Here is an 18631-nt window from a genome sequence, read left to right as displayed (position 1 = left end):
ATTGATATACTAAAATTAGTATCGAGAAGTACTAAATCTCCTTTTTTATAGAATGCCTATATTTTAGCTTTTCTAAAACCTATTTCTCTATCAAGTACATTTCGGTACGCAACCTATCTTTATATCCTTTCTTAGAATCATCAATCGGATTTAAATCATACGTTCGTATATAAGTAATATTATAATTAGGAAATGCTTTTTGTAATCCTTTCTTTCCATCAATCATCACCAAAACTTTAAACGAATCTTCTTTAGGAATTTCTAGTGCATGACTGTGAATTAACGGAATCATTCCTCCATAATCCCACACCAATTCAGGCGATTGAATATTAAACATATACACAGGAATATTATCTTCTTGCGCTTCAGGCGAAATCGTAGCAAGTGATTTATACTTTGGATTGTCTAAGAATGCATTCGCCAAAGGAAAACCAAAACTAATTGTTGCCATCAAGAAGAAAATAATCAAATAGAAAACACGCTGTATCTTCTTTTGGAACAAATACTTCAATATAAAAAATCCTGTAGGTACCAAAACCAATGAAGTGATAATAAATCGTACATAAAAACCTGCTAAGCGTTCTTTTAAGAAAATATAGCCAACAATAGGAAATACCAATGCAATCAATCCTACCAAACCAAAATTTAGATATACAGGAATCTTCTCTGCGCTTTTCATTTTTGTTTGAAACGACTTAAAAACGTACATCATAAAAAAACTTGTGGTATACGCTAACGGAATTAGTACTGGTAATAAATAACGAGATTTCTTTTCAGGAATCAATGACAATAAAATGACAGCTGCCAATGTCCAAAACAAACTAAACTTATAAGCTTTTAAGTTCTCTACACGCGATTTTAAGTACGGATATAATAAACTTACAAATGCGATAACTGTCCAAATACCTGATTGTACAAAGAAGCTCCAATAATAATAAAATGGGCGTACATTACGATCTTTCCAAGCAGTAGTTTCTTTTTCTGCAATTGCTTTCGCTGTATCGCTATCAAATGCATTGATATACAAAGGCCACCAAATAGATAAAAGTACTGTAATACCTATCAAACTTAATAAAGGCAACCATTTTTTCTTGAAGTTTGTGTATTTGTACACAATACTATACGCTATGATAAAAGGTAAAAACAAAGCAAAATGGGAAACAGGTCCTTTACTCATAAATGACAAACCGATAAATGTTCCTGCCAATAATGCATTTTGCCATATTTTATCTTCGCTCGAAAAGAATTGAAAAATATAATAAATACCCACAATCATAAATCCGTGCGCAAAAATATCCCAAGTTCCGTTTCGTCCAGCAAAAATGATATAAAAAGAAGTTGCTAGAATTAATGCGTTGATGAACGCTTGTTTTTTATCTTTTAAAAAGTAAATTCCAAATCGATACGAGAACAATACTAATAGAACAGTAACTAATGCAGAAGGAATTCGTAAACCAGCCAAGCTTTTAAAACCGAAAATCATTCCTGAAATAGCCGCCAACCAAGTTGGTAAAGGTGGTTTTTCGTAGCGTGGTTCACCGTTCATGGTTGTCAATAACCAATTACTATCAGAAGCCATTTCGCGCGCTGTAATAAAGTTTCTGGCTTCCATGATGTTAGGATACAAAACATCAAGATTTATAAAGAAGATAAAAAAGCATGCGATGATTAATATCCAAACGTAATTTTTTTCCTGTATAAAATTCATGACTGATTTCTTAAAAGCATTATATTCCGAACATACGTAACAATTCCAAACGTATGACCTGCTAACAAAATAGGATCTTCTCTAAAAATCGCATACGTGAATATCAAGCTTGCGCCCAATAAACTCAACATCCAAAAACCAAAAGGTAAACTTGATTGTTTCTTTTTTTCAGAATAAATCCATTGATATATAAAGCGTAAGGTAAAAATAATTTGTCCAACAATTCCTAAAACAAACAACCAATCGGCAATAGCTTCATTATTCAATAAGTTATAAATATCTTGTTTGTTGTTATTATATCCAATGGCTACAATAATTAGCGGAAAGATGATGATAAAAATGCGAACTAACTTGTGCATGCGCGTCCATTCGCCTTGCAACTGCATATTTCTAACGTAAATAAAATACGTTAATACTTGCCCAAGCATAATAGCAAAGTCGTTTCTAAGATATCCGTACACAAAGAGTAGGAAGGAAGCAATTAAACTAAGTTTCCAGAACAATGCTGGTGTGAGTACTTTTTTATTTTTCTCAGAAATAATCCATTGCAATAAGGTTCTTCCTGAAAATAATAATTGAGCAAGTGCACCAACTCCAAAAACTAGCCAAGTCATCATCCTTTCTTACCAATAGAATAGTTGATGTACTTTTTCTTCATCCAAACATACGCAAAACAATCCATTAGCGGACCTAACAAGCGGTTCCATAAACCATATTTTGCTTCTCCAGCAATTCTTGGAAAGTGTTGCACAGGAATTTGCTTAATTTTTCCTTCTTGTAATAAAATCATGGCAGGAAGAAAACGGTGCAATCCTTTAAACATAGGAATACGCTTTGCATATTCTGTTTTTATAATTTTTAATGGACATCCAGTATCGTCCATTCCGTCTTTAGTAAAAGTTCTACGAATACCATTCGCAATTTTTGAAGACATATTTTTTACAAAAGAATCTTTTCGGTTGGCACGAACGCCAGTTACCAAATCGTATTCTCCAATATGTTCAAGTAATAAGTCAAAGTCTGAAGGCGCGGTTTGTAAATCAGAATCAATATAACCAACCAAACTCGTTTGTGTTTCGTCAAAACCAGCTTTAATTGCAGCGCTCAATCCACGATTTTCCACAAAAGAAACAAAATTAAAGATGTCACTATTTGTGCAAATCTTCTCAATCATTTCTTGACTTTTATCTTTAGAGCCATCATTTACAAACAAAACTTTGACAGGGATTTTAGCTGCAGCTGCATAGGCGCCAAGCTCTTTTTCAACCCTTTCTAAATTATCTTCTTCGTTATATACAGGAACGACAATTGTAAGTTCTTTATCCATTTACTAAAACTTTGTTTCTAAAAATAGCTCAAAAATCTGCGCCAAAGTTATTGTTTTTTTACAATATCGACTGTAAGAATCTAATTTAATAGCAAATTATGCATTAGGAACTCAAAAATGAGTTTCTAATGCATACGTTTTGTAAATATTAGTTTGTTAACAACAACCAGATTCTGGTGAACAGCAAGCATCAGTTTGTGCCTGTAATTCAGAAAGTTTCAATTTTGGTTTCTGAGCTGGAATTCCGCAATTATCTTTCGCTAAACAATCAGTTTGCTTTGTCGTCAATACAAAATGATCATTCTCAAAGCCTAAACCATATTTCCCAATAGTTTCTGCTTGGTATTCTACCTCAACTTCCAAATCTTGAATTCCTAAAACTTTTTCAGAAAGTTCAATAATGTTCATCAATTTCTTTGGTTCTAATCGATGATCTACATCATCCGCAGACCATAATTGAAAATTGACAACATTTTCAGTTCTAACAACGCCACCACAATCAATAAAGTGCTTTGAAATTTGTCCAACTTCCGTCACATGAAAATGACTTTCTACTTTCTGCGAATTAGGCAAATAAAAATCTAATTGTTCTAAATTCTCTAAATGTTTTTTTACTTCTGATAATTTCATAATTCTATATATAAAAGATTAACATTGTTTTGTTTTTGATAAAGCAACAGTGATTGTCTCCAGAAACTGTAATGCTTCAGACCATTTTTCAGCATTAATACAATAGCAAATATTCTTTCCAGAAATCTCTCCTTGAATCAATCCAACTCTTTTCAATTCTGATAAATGCCTTGAAATTGTTGGTTGTGCAAGCGGTAATTCCATCACAATATCATTACAGATACACGATGGACTATTGGCTAAATATTGCATAATTGATAAACGCGCTGGATGTCCAAGAGCTTTTAAGACTTCTGCCATATAATTTACTTCTTCAGAAAATCCTGTTGTTTTTGTTATTCCCATATTGCAATATTAGAATATGTTGTTGAGATAGAAAAATTTTTACTGTTAATTCTTCAATTTATTTTTCGATAGAGAAAAGACTAAACAAAAAACCGTAACAAAATATTCAAAATGACTCTTGATGATACACGTTTCTATTCCTAATACGTATTTAAAAACTTAGGAAATCATTTAAACTTTTCATTATGAAAAAAAAGAACCTAAAAAATTTAACGCTTAACAAAAGACCAATCTCTAAACTTGACAAAGGACAAATAAAAGGAGGAACAAATATGACTCCTTGTCGTATTAAAGTACCATTGCCAAGACATACAGACGTTTATAAATGTTCTGTAGTATATTGTCCAGACACAAACTCACATGTACAATGTAGTTAAAACTATAAGATTGAATATGCTTAAATTTTTGAAGATTGCTGATAAAAGAGCATAAAAAAAAAGGGAGGCCCTACCATAAACCTCCCTTTCAATAAGAGTTGTATAAAAATACAACAATAATAAAAATTCAATATCGAATTCTTATTTGCTGTTTAGTCTAAAATTTTATGCTGTTTTAGGCTTAAATAAAACTGTGCATAATTTTCCTAGTATGCTGTATTGTTTCTCCTTAAATAATCATGTTTATTAGATTATCTATAAGACTTCGTAAAACTATAGATTCGTTAGGATAAATGAGCAGGTTTTAATTTTCATTCTACAAACTCCTTATTTTATCGATCAATGCTATTGAATGTAGGAATTTTCGATATAAAAAATGTCAATTTTTGAAATGAAGATGTAGCAAGTATCGTTTTAAATGATAACAAAAAACAAAAAGACCGTATCTGTTTTCACAGCATACGGCTTTAAGTATCGTTATTTACTAGTTACCTAAAAAGGATATTCAAAACTATGTTTTTGGATTCATGAACGTATGTGACATGCATAAAAAGTCTGTTAGATCGTTGAAAAGTATATTTTATCGATAAAAAAACATGAACTGTAGTAAATTCTTAAAAGTGACAGTTTTACAATTCACATACCCTTATAAAAGAAGTAAGGGGAACTTGTGACCAAGTTCCCCAAAGTATAGTGGATTCCCCTAAATCCCTAAAACTGTATTGCATGATTCAAATGTAGGCAGAAGTCTTAAGTATGGGATAAGGTCGCGTATTATAAAACCTACGGTAAAACCGTAAAAGCGATTTTTTTGAAGTTTTTCTTATGCTTTTAAGCAATGAATAACCACTTTTTTTCCAGTAAACACGGTAGTTAAGAACAAAAAGTCGTCTCCTCCATCGGTAAGGGATAATTTTTTACGAATAGTAGAAACTGATTCAGGAAAATTACGTGTTGTAATATTTGCCTTGGTTAAATTTAATTCTTTTTTGATGATTTTTTTTGTGTATGGAAGTATTTTTTGAATTTCAAAACGTCTTCCTGGAAACGAAATTAACTCATTAGATGTATATAAATGAGAATGTTGGTGTAGTTTTTTTAATTGATATCCATTAGCAATACTTGAAAATCCGCCAGCTTTCATGATAGCAGCATTGGGTTCATACAAGTATTTCATAGGAAGTGCATAATCAACATCAAAGTTCTCAGCAGATAGCATGAAACTAAAAAAATCATTTTTTTTGTTCGTTAAATTGACCGTTTTGATCAATACATCTTCGGTTTCAATATTTTTATCCAACAACCATAGCAATTCTTTTACTTCATTTTGAACGGCTACAACATGAACTTCTTTTACATGTTTTAATACTCGTAATCCATTCGTTATATCTAATAGAGGAGAAGTTTTAATCAAAATTGTATCTGAATGTTCTAATAATAATTGTTGATGTGTCACAACATCAGGCAAACAATCTTCTAGTAAAAAAACTTTTCCTTTTATATCATTTCTGCGTGAAGGATCAATATAAATACAATCGTATTTCTGTTGTTGATCTTGTAAGTATTGAATTCCGTTTTGACTTACAGCTTCTACATTATCAACATTCAGAACTTTATAATTGTGTGTGACAATTTCTGATAATTTTGACGAAATTTCACAATGTGTTACTTTTAGAAAGTGTTTTGAAAATGCATAACAATCTACACCAAAACCGCCTGTTAAATCAATTAAAGAGTTTCCTTTTAAGAAAGTAGCTTTGTAAGTAGCTGTTTTTTCAGATGAGGTTTGTTCTATGTTTAATTTATTTGGATAGTATATGTTTTCAGTGTGAAACCAGGTTGGCAATTTCTTCTCACATTTTACTTTCGCCTGAATCTGCTCAATAATTTCAGCAAATGGAATTCCTGAAACTTCTTTATGTTTAAGTAAAAGTTTCGTTGGATCTTCTTTTAGATGATCGTTAATAAATTGTTGAATTTCAGAAGAAAGCAGCGCTAAATTCAAGAGTTAAAGATCTTTAGTAAGCGATTTGACAATTTTGTTTTCAGAAAGAAACTCTTTCAAAATAACTTTAATAGCAGTATACGAAGGCACAGCAACTACCATTCCTATAATTCCGAATAAAATTCCCCAAATAATAATGACTAAGAAAATCTCTAACGGATGCGATTTTACAGAACTCGAAAATATCAAAGGTTGACTTACAAAATTATCAACCAATTGCGCAATCAAAAAGAAAACCATAACACCAATTGTATTGGGTAAAATAACGGTACTAAAGTCAGCTTCCAAATTACTTGTCATACATAACAACAACATTAAAACTCCACTAAATAAAGGTCCTATATAAGGAATTAGGTTTAGTAAAGCACACAAAAAAGCAATAACAATTGCATTAGAAATTCCGAAAATAAGTAGTGCAATCGTGTAAATAACGAATAGAATTAAAATTTGAAATACTAAACCAACAAAATATCTTGATAGTAAATCTTTTATTTTTTCAAATGATTTCCCTAATCTTTTTTCTTTATTATTTGGTACTAAAACCATCACGCCATCAACAAGTAACTTGCTGTCTTTTAGTAAAAAGAAAGAGATAAATAATACAGACATTAAACCAATACTAAAATTTCCCAAACCACTAATGATTGAATTGAATAGGTTGGGAATGATGGTATAATCAATATTTGAGAATATCTTGGAATCTAAACTAATGCCTTTAAGATCTAAATATGTTGATATTTGTCCATATAAATTTTGAACGTCGCTTTGAAGTTCTTCAATATTTAATAGCGACAAATTATGTCCTTGTTCTGCAATAAGCGGAATAAACATAGAAATCAATCCAACAAATAGACCAATCATTACAACCATGGTGACAATAACTGCAAGTGTATTTTTGAACTTCAAACGTTGTTTTAGAAAACGAACAATAGGTCTTCCAATTAACGAAATTACCGCAGCAATGGCGATGTACATGATTACGGATTGAATTTTGTAGAGAAAATAAAGAAGTAAAAACACTCCTAAAATAATCGCCAAAGCTTTTAAAATTCCGTTTGCAATAGTATTTGAAGTCATCTGCGTCAGTTTGTAGATAAATTTAACACAATAAAATTATTTCGCAACTATATGTTGTCGCGTAATTTCATACAACACAATATTTGTAGCTTGCACAACATTCATACTGCTATTTTGCCCAAACATATCTATATGTACAACTGCATCAGATTCGTAGATAGTTTCAGGATTAACACCAAAGTTTTCATCACCAATAACCAATGCTATTTTTTCAAATTTAGAGAAGTCAAGGTTGTGAATGGACTGGCTATTTTCTGTAATTTCTAATGAAATAATAGTATAACCTTCCGATTGCAATTTTGAAATAACAGGATGAATATCTGTTGTAATTTCAAAAGGAACTACTTTTTCGGTAGCGCGTGATGTTTTGGCCATTTTTCTGCCAAAGACAGGAATGTTTTCACCACAAAAAATGATTTTCTCCACGCCAAAAGCATCACAAATACGAAACAATGAACCAATATTTGGCGCATTAGAAACCTGATCGGAAACCAACGTAATCGGAAAAGTTCGTTTCTCAAAGTTTGTAGTATAGTGTGTAAGTTGTGACATGTATTGTTAGGAATTCGATTTTAAGTGATTGATATAATTTGTCAATAAACCTTCTATTTGTTTGGCTGCTACAGGATTTGCAGAATGCACATAAAAATCAAGTTCAGTCAAATCTAAACCAGAAGTATACACCAACCATTTTGCAGCAGCATAACCGTCTTGAGCAACTTCTCCGTTAGTATTTAATCCTAAATCATTGTCGAAACTAATATATTTTGGAAGTCCATTTGCTTCAATATGTGCTACAAATTTTTCAAACGTACGTACAATTACAAAATCATAAGTATCTGGATTTCGGTATACCATTTCTGGCACACGAATATCATCTAAAAAAAGGTTGTAACTCATGTTTAGTGTTTAAACGCGTAATTCACAATATTTGCGCCCATTTGTAAAGCTTTCAAACGAACCTCATCAGAATCGTTGTGAATTTCTTTATTTTCCCATCCATCACCAAGATCACTTTCAAAAGTAAACAACAAAACCAATCTGTTTTCATGAAACAAACCTAATGCTTGCGGACGTAAACCGTCGTGCTCATGAATTTTTGGCAATCCTTTCGGGAAAGAATACGGTTGCTTAAAAATTGGATGCGTTGCCGGAATCTCTCTCAATTCTTGATTTGGAAACACTTTTTTCAACTCTTTTCGAATGTATTGATTCATTCCATAATTATCGTCAATATGCACAAAACCACCAGAAGTTAAATACTTGCGTAAGTTTTCAGCATCATCTTCAGAAAAAAACACGTTTCCATGTCCTGTCATGTGTACAAATGGATATTGAAATAAATCGGTGCTGCCAACTTCCACAGTTTGTGGTTTTGCTTTTATAGCAGTATTTATATTTTGATTACAAAACTTAATCAAGTTAGGAATTGCCGTTGGGTTTGAATACCAATCGCCGCCGCCAGCATATTTTAAAATGCCAATTTCTTGTGAATATACTAAGGAAGTACCTAATAAAAATAAAAATAACGTAAGCTTCTTCATGTAAAATCGTCTTATGTAATGCAAGTTAAACTTTAAGATCATGAAACGAAAATATTTAATAACACTTTCACTTTTTACACTCTTCTTTTTTGCTTCTTTTTCAGATTGGACAGCTAAAAAAGACAATTCAGTTGTAGTTTTAGAACTTTTTACGTCACAAGGTTGTTCTAGTTGTCCGAGTGCCGATGTATTATTAGAAAAAGTTGGAAATGAATACAAAGATGAAAACGTATTTACGTTGTCGTATCATGTTGATTATTGGGATTATATTGGTTGGAAAGATCCGTTTAGTAAAAAGCAATTTACAGAAAAACAGCGTTCGTATGCACAAAAATTCAATGACAATCGAATTTACACGCCAGCAGTCATTGTGAACGGAAAAGAACATTTTGTAGGTTCCAATCGTTCAAAAATGTATGCGAAAATTAAAGAATATAAAAACAAGTCTTCTAACTATACTATTTCGCTTGGCGCGATAGAAAACACAGCAAAAAATATCAAATTTAACTATATTATTGACGGAAATGTTTCCAATGTAAAAGCACGTGTTGTTTTGGCGATTCAAGAACGTACAACGGAAGTAAAACGTGGAGAAAACGCCAGAAGAACTTTAAAAAACAATAATATTGTGGTGAGTGAGAACTATCTAACGCAAGTGAAAACAAAAGGAAATTACAGTATTGACATTCCAGAAATCGTTACTAAAAACGATCAATTAAGCGTGTTTTTAATTCTAGAAAATACTCAGAAAGATATTGTTGGTGCGGCGAAAGCTAATTTATAATTTTCTTCCAGCTCGTATCACTTTTTTAAAGGAGTGATTAGTATTAATTCAATGTTTTTTTATACGTATTTGAAAGAAAAGATAGTAACTTACGCTTCCTAAAAATTAAGTGTAAAATTGATTGCAACTAAAGAAATTTGGATACAAAAAGGCTACGAAATGTATGCTTTAAATGAAGGTGAAACGTTAAAAGTAGAACAACTCGCTAAAAATGTTGGGATTAGTAAATCATCATTTTATCATTATTTTGCTGACCTAGAGTGTTTTATAGAAAATCTTTTTAATTATCATTATCATAGATGTTCAATTCTTTCTACCAAAGAAAAAAACTGTACATCTATTTATCCAGAATTAATTGATATTCTTATCGAACATAAAATTGACTTACTCTTTCATCGTCAATTAAGAATACACAGAAACAATGCATTAACTGAAATAGCGCTTGTAAAGTCAAGTCAGATATTAGGAAACTATGCAGTAATGATTTGGGCGAAAGAAATCAACCTAAAATTGACAGAAAAGCAACTTCATGGTTTGTTTGAAATCGCAACGGATGATTTTTACATGAAAATCAATAAAGATAATTTCAACAGCGAATTTCTCACAAATTACTTTAAAAATTTAAGTGCCATCACAAAGAAATTTACCTGAATTGTACGCTATCGGCTAAAATATTCACAAGGTCATAAATAGTTTTGTTGTCATAAAAAATAAGATATATGATGACAACAAAATTTCACAAAGGTTGGTTAAAAGTTACAGCAATAGCAATCATTACCTACGCAATATTCTTCTTTTTAGGAACTATAAGCAACACAGAAGCAAGTATTGAATTTATTCTTGATTTTTCAAGTTGGCCGCTAGATGGAAAACAAAACTACGATGCGCCAACAACGGTATTTTTATCCGCATTGTTAGGAGGAATTTTATTGGGTTGGGGAATATTAATATGGTTGCTTTCTTCAAGGATTTATGACAAAGCACCTGAAGAAATCCGCAAAATTGTATTGATAAGCTTACTAAGTTGGTTTGTTATTGATAGTTTGGGATCAATTTTTTCAGGAAATTTAAATAATGCGATTGCAAATATACTCTTGTTATTGGTGTTAGTTGGTCCACTTTGGAAAGCAGCAAAAACATAACAAGTGATTTGCAAACTTTTATTCTTGATGTAAAAAAGCTACTGAATGACAAGCTACAATTGCAGCCGTTTCGGTACGTAAACGTGTATCACCTAAAGTCACAGGAATATAATTATGTGCTAAAGCAAGTTCAATTTCTTTTGTAGAAAAATCACCTTCAGGACCAATTAAAATGGTCACATCTTTCTGTGTTTGCAATGTTTGTTTTAACGATTGTTTTTGATCTTCTTCACAATGTGCAATAAACAATTGTTCGTCTTTGTGTGTACTAATGAAGTTTGAAAACGAAATTGCAGGTTTTAATTTAGGAAAATAAGCACTTAATGATTGTTTTGTTGCTGATTGAATGATTTTTTCAAAACGTTCTGCTTTGATCACTTTTCGTTCCGAATGATCGCAAATAATTGGTGTAATTGTATCAATTCCGATTTCGGTAGCTTTTTCCAAAAACCATTCATAACGATCGTTCATTTTTGTTGGTGCCACTGCTAAATGTAATTTGTAATTCTTTTGTTTTTGAAACTCAAAAGAAATCACTTCAACCATACAATTCTTTTGATCGGCAATGGTGATTTGAGCAGCAAAAATGTAACCTTTACCATTAGTAACATGTAAAATATCATCTTCTTTCTTACGAAGTACACGCACAATATGTCTACTTTCCTCTTTTGGAAATGTATAATTCTTGGTTTCAGGTGTTAATTCTGGTGTGTAAAAAAGTTGCATGGAGAAATTTTAAATGTAAAATTAATGATTTAATTTGTGTTTCGCATGTTCCAAACCGAGTTCAATCCACTGTAATAATTCGAGTTCAGTTTCAAAACCTTCAGCAGAAACATAGATAAATTCTTTCATTGGCTTTTTAGTAAAATCCATTGGTCTAACGAAATCCTTAGCTAAATTTTCTTCCATCTTTTCAGATTTTACACGAACCATTAAATCCTCTTTCACAATGCCAACTACCATTTTTCCTTCAAACATAAAGCAAATTCCACCAAACATTTTCTTCTCCGTAAAAGTTTCAGGAAAAAAAGTGAATTGCTCTCTAATTCGGTTCGCTAAACGTTCGTCAAATGCCATGACTTAGATATTTTAAATGCTAAATTTTGAATGTGAAATTATAAATAATTTGATTTCTCAAAGTCACTTCAAGAGGCAAATCTTTGACTTGTTGAAGATAAAAGTACTAATTCTATATAATTGCTTTTATGAAAACACTAATTTATCTGATTATTCTTTTATAGGTTGAAATATTAGGACCTTCCTCTAAAATGATTTTCGTTGAATCTATAAATCTTATTTCTTGACAATAAATTTTATATGTATAATCAGTACAAGCGTGATATTGAGAGTTATCCTTTTCAACGGAGAAGCTTAAATCTTTTTGAATTACTTTAGATTTATCAAAAGTATAGATCAATTCAGAAATTTTCAGACTATCATTTTTCCTGTAAATAACAAACCCGAATGTGTCTTTTGGGTCAATAGTTTTTTCTCTGCCTTCAAATGTCCATTTTTCCATTTTCCATGGACCTACAATTAATTCTGTAACTTCTTTTTCAGTTTTATACCAAATTTGATGTTGCCCAAACATAAAAAATGGTGATAACAATATACAAACAGTAATTATTTTTTTAAATAGATTCATCATAAAAAATCTAACAGCGCTTCTGCGCGATCTAATATCTAATTCCTAACAGTCTAATTTTAAATCTTAATCCTAGAATTTGCGGTTACAGATTCATCCGTAAAATCATTTTGTAAATACTTCAAATATCCAACAATTCCAATCATAGCAGCATTATCTGTGGTATATTCAAACTTTGGAATATGTGATGTCCAACCATATTTAAATTCGCCATCTTTCAGTGCTTTACGAATGGCAGAATTAGCAGAAACACCGCCACCAATAGCAATCGTTTTAATTCCAGTTTGTTTGGAAGCCTTTTTTAATTTATCTAAAATAATATTTACAATCGTATGCTGAATAGAAGCGCAAATGTCAATTAAGTTTTCTTCGACGAAATTTGGATTCTCTTTGGTCTGTCTCTGTACAAAATACAAAATCGCAGTTTTTAATCCAGAAAAACTAAAATTTAAGCCTTCTACTTTTGGTTTAGGAAAAGGAAACGCTTTCGGATTTCCTTGGTTTGCCAATGTATCAATTTGCGGTCCTGCAGGATAAGAAAGTCCTAAAATCTTTCCACTTTTATCATAGGCTTCTCCAACAGCATCATCAATCGTTTCACCAATCACTTCCATATCAAAATGATCTCTAACAACTACGATTTGTGTATGTCCGCCCGAAATCGTCATAGCTAAAAATGGAAACGCAGGAATAGTTTGTGCTTCATCTTCAATAAAATGCGCTAAAATATGTGCTTGCATATGATTTACTTCAATCAATGGAATATTTAATCCAAGTGCTAACGACTTTGCAAATGAAGTACCTACAAGTAACGAACCCATCAATCCCGGTCCACGTGTAAAAGCTATGGCAGTTAGCTGTTTTTTATCGATATTTGCAACAGCTAATGCCTGATGCACCACAGGAACAATATTTTGTTGATGTGCGCGTGAAGCTAATTCGGGAACAACACCGCCATAAGCTTCATGTATTTTTTGATTGGCGACAACATTCGACAAAACTTTTCCGTTTTGTAAAACAGCCGCCGATGTATCATCGCAAGATGACTCAATAGCTAAAATATATACATCTTTTGTGCTCATAGATTTTTAAAAGGCATAAAAATTGATATAAAGTCACAAAGATATGCTAAACATCGTGTTTTGTATTATTTTTTTTGTGAATTTGCAATGTCTAAAAGGCATTTAACCTTTAATAGAAAATATCATTAAAAGAGTCTGGAAAATACTAAAGCGTTTCATCATAGCAATTTTGCTATTGTTTCTGCTATTGGTAATTATTTTTTCGATTCCTGCAGTGCAAACGCAAGTTGGAAAAAAGGCGACAAATTGGTTGAATGAAACGTATGATACCAACATCAATATTGATCGTATTGGCTTGAAATGGAATGGTGATATTTCACTAAAAAGCATCTACATTGAAGATTACTTAAAAGATACTTTAATCCATATCAATACCCTAGAAACTTCTATTTTAAGTGTAAACAAAGCAATTAATAACAACCTTGAATTTGGAACGGTAAATATTGATGGCTTAACTTTAAACATTAACACAGAAAAAGATTCTATTGATACAACCTTAGATGTTTTTATTGCAAAACTAGATTCTGAACCTTCTGATGGAACACCTTCAACGTTCTTGTTGACATCTTCAAAGATGCGTTTGTCAAATAGTAAATTTAGATACAAAGATCAGAATAATGCCACACCAGATATGCTCGATTTTACAGAGCTTTCCGGAACTGTGAATGATTTCAAAATACAAGGTCCAAATGTACACGGAGACGTTCAAAAACTTACATTTTTAGACAAACACGGACTGCGAGTGGATGAAATGAAAGCGAAATTTCAATACACATTGACACAAATGCGCTTTGATGAATTAACCGTGACAACCAAAGGTTCGTTGTTGAAAGGAGCTGTAGTATTTGATTATGATCGGAAGGATTTTGCAAACTTTTTAGACAAAGTAAAGCTGACAGCAACATTCAAAGATTCAAAATTAGATTTTAGTGAACTGAATTATTTTTATGACGAATTTGGTGATAAAACGGGAATATTCAGTACTGAAATCACAGGTGTATTGAATGATTTTACAACGAAGAATTTCAACTTTAAATCGCCAAGTACCGCTATAAAAGGAGACATTCAATATAAAAACTTGTTCAATTCAAGTAGAGTTTTTTACATGAAAGGTGATTTTGATCGTTTCTCATCAAACTATTATCAGCTTAGTGCACTTTTGCCAAATATATTAGGAAAGAATTTACCAGCTACCTTAAACAGGTTAGGTCAGTTTAGTGGAAAAGGAATTACTGAAATAACAGAAACGACGATTGATGCGGATGTTCGAATAGATACTGAGATAGGAAGTTCTATCTTAGACATTAACATTATAGATGTAAGCGATAGTGAAAATGTATTGTATGAAGGGGATATACAACTTGAAGGCTTTGATTTAGGGATATATCTTAATGATCCAATGTTAGGAACAATCACTTCTGACTTATTTGTTGATGGGAAAGGATTTACCAAAGAAGCTCTAAATACTGAAGTCGTAGGAACAGTGAGTTCATTGTATTTCAATGAGTATAGGTACAAAAATCTCAACGTTTCGGGTGTTCTAAAAGATCAGTTGTTTGATGGTAATTTAGTTTCAAACGATCCAAATGCAGACTTCGACTTTCAAGGATTGGCAAACTTAGCTGGCGATGTCAATGAATTTCGATTCAAAGCTTCTATCAACAAATTAGATTTAAATACGCTAAACTTTGTAACAAGAGATCGTATTTCAATTCTAAAAGGAGACATGGTTTTAGATGTGGTTGGAAACACGATTGATGATATGGCTGGAGATATCTTTTTCAAGAAAATCTCGTATACCAATCAAAATTCAACCTATGCATTTAAAAACTTTAGCGTGCATTCTGAGTTTGAAAAAGACATTCGAAAACTTACGGTTGATTCACCAGATATTATCCGTGGAACGGTTACTGGACGTTTTCATTTTGACGAAGTTATTGACTTAGTACAAAATTCTGTGGGAAGTATTTATGCCAATTACAGACCAATAGAAGTACTTCCGAATCAATATTTAAGTTTCAACTTTAAAATCTATAACAAAATTGTAGATGTCTTTTTACCAGAAGTTGAATTATCTAAAAACACTTCGCTGCGTGGAAGTATTGTTGGAGATGAAAACAAATTCAAACTTACTTTCAAAACACCACAAATTATTGCCTACGGAAATACGATTGACAATGTAGCAATCACGGTTGACAACAAAAACCCAGTCTTCAATACCTTTATTGAAATTGCAGATATTACGACAAAATGGTACGATGCAAAAGAATTCAATTTGATCAATACAACACTGAATGACACTTTATTCTTTAAAACAGAATTTAAAGGAGGAAAAGGTTTTGATGACAATTACAACCTAAGTTTCTATCATACCATAGACAGCAATAACAAATCGGTGGTTGGAATCAAAAAATCAGATGTTTCTTTTAGAGGAAATAAATGGTTTGTCAACGAAAAGAACAATAGAAAAAACAGATTCATTTTTGACAAAAAATTAGACTCTATCATTATTGAAAAAATAGTAATGAGTCATGAGAATGAAAAAATGGATTTGGAAGGTCAGTTATTTGGAGAAAATAACAAAAACATAAAGCTTCAATTTGAAAATGTTGGTTTAGAGAAAATTACGCCTTCTATAGATAGTATTCGCCTTGGCGGAAAAGTCAATGGGAAATTAGATATTAAGCAAATAAATGGCGGTTACATTCCAAAATCAAACTTAGCCATAGCAAGTTTAGAAGTTAATGATAAACAATTAGGTGATTTAAATATTGATATTACTGGTGATGATCGTTTAGAAAAGTTTAATGTCAATGCCAAATTGGTCAATGAAACGTTAGAATCTTTAGTGGCAGTTGGAAATATAAATGTTTCAGGAGAAGAAAATACGATCAATGTAGATGCTACGATTGATAAATTTGATATTTCACCATTCAGTCCACTTGGTGAAGACGTCATTACCGATATACGAGGAATCATCTCAGGAAATGCCAAAATAGAAGGAAATCTTAACAATCCAGCAATCAACGGTCAGCTTAGTATTTTAGCTGGTGGAATGTATATTCCGTATCTAAATGTAGATTTAGACATGGCAAATAGTTCTATAGTAAAACTGTATGATCAAACTTTTGAATTTGATGATGTGACCATTTTGGATACACAAGATTATACAAAAGGACAATTAAACGGAACCATTTCGCATACTTCATTCGATGATTGGATTTTAGGATTACATCTTACTACAGATCGTTTACTTGTGTTGAATACGGAAGAAGATGAAGAAGAAGAAGTACTGTATTATGGAACTGGCTATATGAGTGGAGAAGCTTGGCTAACAGGTCCAACAGATCAATTGACTATTCGTGTAAATGGAACCACAGAAAAAGGAACGTCGCTCAAAATTCCTATTAGTGATGTTGCGTCTGTCGGTGATGCATCCTTTATACAATTTGTAACCAAAGAAGAATTTTACGATCCAGCAAGTCAGGTAGAAAACTCCTTAGATGATTTTAGCGGATTGGAACTAGAGTTTGAATTAGATGTGACGCCAGATGCAGAAGTAGAAATTGTAGTTGATAAAAAAGCAGGAAGTACCATAAAAGGTAGCGGATTTGGAAGTATGTTGATGGAAATCAATACCAATGGTAAATTTAATATGTATGGTGACTTTATTACTTATAAAGGAGAATACAACTTTAAGTATCGTGGAATTATCAATAAAAAGTTTACGCTAAAACCTGATGGAACCATTACTTGGGATGGCGATCCGTTTAAAGCACAATTAAATGTAGAAGCGGTCTATAACTTACAAGCAAACCCTGATGTCTTATTAGACAGTCCGACATACAACAGAAAAATACCGGTGGAAGTAGGTATACGACTTACAGGTGACTTAATGAAGCCAGAACCACTATTCAATATCTCGTTTCCAACTACACAAGGAGTTGCTGAATCTGAGTTGACAGATTTCTTACTAAATGATGATGACAAACGAAGATTACAAGCATTATCACTACTATCACAAGGACGTTTTGTAAATGATGTCAACATCAATCAAAATGCACTAACAGGAAATTTAATTGAAACAGCTACAGGAATTGTGAATGATGCATTATCTGGTGATGGAAATGGTAAACTGGATATTGGTTTAAACTATAGCCAAGCAGATCGTTCCTTAAATCTAGATACGGCTGATCAATTAGGATTAACCGTTTCAAGTCAAATAAGTGATAAAATTACATTCAACGGACAAATTGGAGTTCCAGTTGGTGGTGTGACGCAAACGGCAATAGTTGGTGATGCGCAAATAGAAATATCCTTAAATGAAGACAGGTCGTTAACAGCAAAAATCTTCAACAAGCAAAATCAAATTCAATACGTAGGGGAAGTCGAAGGATTTACGCAAGGAATTGGATTATCGTACCAAGTAGATTTTGATACCTTAAAAGAATTGGTGGACAAAGTCTTCAAAGGAAAAAAGAAGATGGCCGAAGAAAAACGAAAAAAAGAAGAAGCTGAAGCGCAAGTTGGAAATGGTGTGATTGATTTTTCTACAAAAAAAGAACTCGACAAAGAAATCAAAAAAGAAACACAGCAAAAAACTGAAAAGAAGAACAAAAAAGCAGCTACAAAAAAAAGAAAAATGAGTAGCTGATTCTTAAACTACTAAATAATTCTTCAAGATCTATTTTTTCTTAAAAAGGCAGCATCCAAAAATACAATTCTTCTAGCATAACTTATGCTAAAAAGCACAGTTCACATTTTACCTAAAAACGATTAGAATCTTTTCATTTTCAAGATGAAAAAACCTGAGAATTCTAGAAAAAAGCAGGTCTAAAACGTTAAAATTCTGAGAACTTATTAACGAAAACGTTTGAAATTTTAAAACAATGTAAAATTCATTAAAAGCGTACTATAAAATCAAAATAAGTTTCCTAGCTTTACTATTCAAATTAAAAATTG

19 protein-coding genes are annotated in these 18631 nt (G+C 31.9%); 5 read left to right on the top strand and 14 right to left on the bottom strand.

What is annotated here, in order from left to right; translation table 11 throughout:
* Nucleotides 1-79: 79 nt before the first annotated feature.
* From ACOQOS_RS06365 to ACOQOS_RS06345, 5 genes are all read right to left on the bottom strand, one after another.
* On the bottom strand, nt 80-1708 hold the full coding sequence (locus tag ACOQOS_RS06365; RefSeq protein ID WP_420574138.1) for an ArnT family glycosyltransferase: 1629 nt from the start codon (nt 1706-1708) through the stop codon (nt 80-82).
* Nucleotides 1705-2325 carry a lipid-A-disaccharide synthase N-terminal domain-containing protein gene (locus ACOQOS_RS06360; protein WP_420574137.1) on the bottom strand — a complete coding sequence of 207 codons (621 nt, stop codon included), beginning with the start codon at nt 2323-2325 and terminating at the stop codon, nt 1705-1707. Before ACOQOS_RS06360 ends, ACOQOS_RS06365 begins: the two co-directional genes overlap by 4 nt.
* On the bottom strand, nt 2322-3035 hold the full coding sequence (locus tag ACOQOS_RS06355; protein ID WP_420574136.1) for a glycosyltransferase family 2 protein: 714 nt from the start codon (nt 3033-3035) through the stop codon (nt 2322-2324). Before ACOQOS_RS06355 ends, ACOQOS_RS06360 begins: the two co-directional genes overlap by 4 nt.
* A 156-nt stretch (nt 3036-3191) precedes the next feature.
* A complete protein-coding gene (locus tag ACOQOS_RS06350) occupies nt 3192-3665 on the bottom strand; it encodes a DUF6428 family protein (RefSeq protein WP_420574135.1) in 474 nt (157 codons plus the stop codon).
* 18 nt (nt 3666-3683) lie between these two features.
* Nucleotides 3684-4010: an ArsR/SmtB family transcription factor gene (locus ACOQOS_RS06345; protein WP_420574134.1), complete on the bottom strand. Its 327-nt coding sequence runs from the start codon at nt 4008-4010 to the stop codon at nt 3684-3686.
* A 185-nt stretch (nt 4011-4195) separates the two neighbouring features.
* Between ACOQOS_RS06345 and ACOQOS_RS06340 the strand changes: the two genes are divergently transcribed.
* The gene (locus ACOQOS_RS06340; RefSeq protein WP_420574133.1) at nt 4196-4387 is read left to right on the top strand and encodes a hypothetical protein; all 192 of its coding nucleotides are present in this window, start codon (nt 4196-4198) and stop codon (nt 4385-4387) included.
* Nucleotides 4388-5210: 823 nt separating this feature from the next.
* Here ACOQOS_RS06340 and ACOQOS_RS06335 read toward each other — a convergent pair.
* The 5 genes from ACOQOS_RS06335 to ACOQOS_RS06315 are packed head-to-tail and all read right to left on the bottom strand — an operon-like array spanning nt 5211 to nt 9013.
* A complete protein-coding gene (locus ACOQOS_RS06335) occupies nt 5211-6392 on the bottom strand; it encodes a class I SAM-dependent methyltransferase (protein WP_420574132.1) in 1182 nt (393 codons plus the stop codon).
* A gap of 3 nt (nt 6393-6395) precedes the next feature.
* Nucleotides 6396-7469 (bottom strand): AI-2E family transporter, encoded by a 1074-nt coding sequence (locus tag ACOQOS_RS06330; protein ID WP_420574131.1) that lies wholly within the window; start codon nt 7467-7469, stop codon nt 6396-6398.
* Nucleotides 7470-7505: 36 nt separating this feature from the next.
* On the bottom strand, nt 7506-8021 hold the full coding sequence (locus ACOQOS_RS06325) for a TrmH family RNA methyltransferase (RefSeq protein WP_420574130.1): 516 nt from the start codon (nt 8019-8021) through the stop codon (nt 7506-7508).
* A gap of 6 nt (nt 8022-8027) precedes the next feature.
* Nucleotides 8028-8369, bottom strand: a complete 342-nt coding sequence (locus ACOQOS_RS06320; protein WP_420574129.1) for a cyclic-phosphate processing receiver domain-containing protein — start codon at nt 8367-8369, stop codon at nt 8028-8030.
* A 2-nt stretch (nt 8370-8371) separates the two neighbouring features.
* A complete protein-coding gene (locus ACOQOS_RS06315) occupies nt 8372-9013 on the bottom strand; it encodes a DUF4159 domain-containing protein (RefSeq protein ID WP_420574128.1) in 642 nt (213 codons plus the stop codon).
* A 40-nt stretch (nt 9014-9053) separates the two neighbouring features.
* Here ACOQOS_RS06315 and ACOQOS_RS06310 point away from each other — a divergent pair, with 40 nt between their 5' ends.
* The 3 genes from ACOQOS_RS06310 to ACOQOS_RS06300 all read left to right on the top strand — a co-directional run bounded on the left by ACOQOS_RS06310 (nt 9054) and on the right by ACOQOS_RS06300 (nt 10939).
* Complete coding sequence (locus ACOQOS_RS06310; protein ID WP_420574127.1) at nt 9054-9797, top strand: DUF1223 domain-containing protein; 744 nt, start codon at nt 9054-9056, stop codon at nt 9795-9797.
* A gap of 117 nt (nt 9798-9914) precedes the next feature.
* Complete coding sequence (locus ACOQOS_RS06305; RefSeq protein WP_420574126.1) at nt 9915-10448, top strand: TetR/AcrR family transcriptional regulator; 534 nt, start codon at nt 9915-9917, stop codon at nt 10446-10448.
* Between the two features lie 68 nt (nt 10449-10516).
* Entirely contained in the window at nt 10517-10939 is a 423-nt protein-coding gene (locus ACOQOS_RS06300; protein WP_420574125.1) for a hypothetical protein, read from the top strand.
* An 18-nt stretch (nt 10940-10957) separates the two neighbouring features.
* Here ACOQOS_RS06300 and ACOQOS_RS06295 read toward each other — a convergent pair whose 3' ends face one another.
* The 4 genes from ACOQOS_RS06295 to tsaD all read right to left on the bottom strand — a co-directional run bounded on the left by ACOQOS_RS06295 (nt 10958) and on the right by tsaD (nt 13669).
* Entirely contained in the window at nt 10958-11665 is a 708-nt protein-coding gene (locus tag ACOQOS_RS06295) for a 16S rRNA (uracil(1498)-N(3))-methyltransferase (RefSeq protein ID WP_420574124.1), read from the bottom strand.
* A 21-nt stretch (nt 11666-11686) separates the two neighbouring features.
* The gene (locus ACOQOS_RS06290) at nt 11687-12019 is read right to left on the bottom strand and encodes a TfoX/Sxy family protein (protein WP_420574123.1); all 333 of its coding nucleotides are present in this window, start codon (nt 12017-12019) and stop codon (nt 11687-11689) included.
* A 142-nt stretch (nt 12020-12161) separates the two neighbouring features.
* Nucleotides 12162-12590, bottom strand: a complete 429-nt coding sequence (locus tag ACOQOS_RS06285) for a hypothetical protein (RefSeq protein ID WP_420574122.1) — start codon at nt 12588-12590, stop codon at nt 12162-12164.
* A 56-nt stretch (nt 12591-12646) separates the two neighbouring features.
* Nucleotides 12647-13669: a tRNA (adenosine(37)-N6)-threonylcarbamoyltransferase complex transferase subunit TsaD gene (tsaD, locus tag ACOQOS_RS06280; RefSeq protein WP_420574121.1), complete on the bottom strand. Its 1023-nt coding sequence runs from the start codon at nt 13667-13669 to the stop codon at nt 12647-12649.
* Nucleotides 13670-13856: 187 nt separating this feature from the next.
* On the opposite strand from tsaD, the gene ACOQOS_RS06275 reads away from it, so the two are divergent.
* A complete protein-coding gene (locus ACOQOS_RS06275) occupies nt 13857-18323 on the top strand; it encodes a translocation/assembly module TamB domain-containing protein (RefSeq protein WP_420574120.1) in 4467 nt (1488 codons plus the stop codon).
* Nucleotides 18324-18631 lie beyond the last annotated feature (308 nt).

The organism is Kordia sp., assembly GCF_965224175.1.
Taxonomy (GTDB): domain Bacteria; phylum Bacteroidota; class Bacteroidia; order Flavobacteriales; family Flavobacteriaceae; genus Kordia.
Note: the sequence above shows the minus strand (reverse complement) of the source record. Positions and strands in the feature narration are given on the sequence as shown.

Excerpts from the sequence above, each read along its gene's own strand:
- ACOQOS_RS06365 (WP_420574138.1), bottom strand. The coding sequence starts at position 1,708 with ATGAATTTTATACAGGAAAAAAATTACGTTTGGATATTAATCATCGCA.
- ACOQOS_RS06360 (WP_420574137.1), bottom strand. The coding sequence starts at position 2,325 with ATGATGACTTGGCTAGTTTTTGGAGTTGGTGCACTTGCTCAATTATTA.
- ACOQOS_RS06355 (WP_420574136.1), bottom strand. The coding sequence starts at position 3,035 with ATGGATAAAGAACTTACAATTGTCGTTCCTGTATATAACGAAGAAGAT.
- ACOQOS_RS06350 (WP_420574135.1), bottom strand. The coding sequence starts at position 3,665 with ATGAAATTATCAGAAGTAAAAAAACATTTAGAGAATTTAGAACAATTA.
- ACOQOS_RS06345 (WP_420574134.1), bottom strand. The coding sequence starts at position 4,010 with ATGGGAATAACAAAAACAACAGGATTTTCTGAAGAAGTAAATTATATG.
- ACOQOS_RS06340 (WP_420574133.1), top strand. The coding sequence starts at position 4,196 with ATGAAAAAAAAGAACCTAAAAAATTTAACGCTTAACAAAAGACCAATC.
- ACOQOS_RS06330 (WP_420574131.1), bottom strand. The coding sequence starts at position 7,469 with ATGACTTCAAATACTATTGCAAACGGAATTTTAAAAGCTTTGGCGATT.
- ACOQOS_RS06325 (WP_420574130.1), bottom strand. The coding sequence starts at position 8,021 with ATGTCACAACTTACACACTATACTACAAACTTTGAGAAACGAACTTTT.
- ACOQOS_RS06320 (WP_420574129.1), bottom strand. The coding sequence starts at position 8,369 with ATGAGTTACAACCTTTTTTTAGATGATATTCGTGTGCCAGAAATGGTA.
- ACOQOS_RS06315 (WP_420574128.1), bottom strand. The coding sequence starts at position 9,013 with ATGAAGAAGCTTACGTTATTTTTATTTTTATTAGGTACTTCCTTAGTA.
- ACOQOS_RS06310 (WP_420574127.1), top strand. The coding sequence starts at position 9,054 with ATGAAACGAAAATATTTAATAACACTTTCACTTTTTACACTCTTCTTT.
- ACOQOS_RS06300 (WP_420574125.1), top strand. The coding sequence starts at position 10,517 with ATGATGACAACAAAATTTCACAAAGGTTGGTTAAAAGTTACAGCAATA.
- ACOQOS_RS06295 (WP_420574124.1), bottom strand. The coding sequence starts at position 11,665 with ATGCAACTTTTTTACACACCAGAATTAACACCTGAAACCAAGAATTAT.
- ACOQOS_RS06290 (WP_420574123.1), bottom strand. The coding sequence starts at position 12,019 with ATGGCATTTGACGAACGTTTAGCGAACCGAATTAGAGAGCAATTCACT.
- ACOQOS_RS06285 (WP_420574122.1), bottom strand. The coding sequence starts at position 12,590 with ATGATGAATCTATTTAAAAAAATAATTACTGTTTGTATATTGTTATCA.
- tsaD (WP_420574121.1), bottom strand. The coding sequence starts at position 13,669 with ATGAGCACAAAAGATGTATATATTTTAGCTATTGAGTCATCTTGCGAT.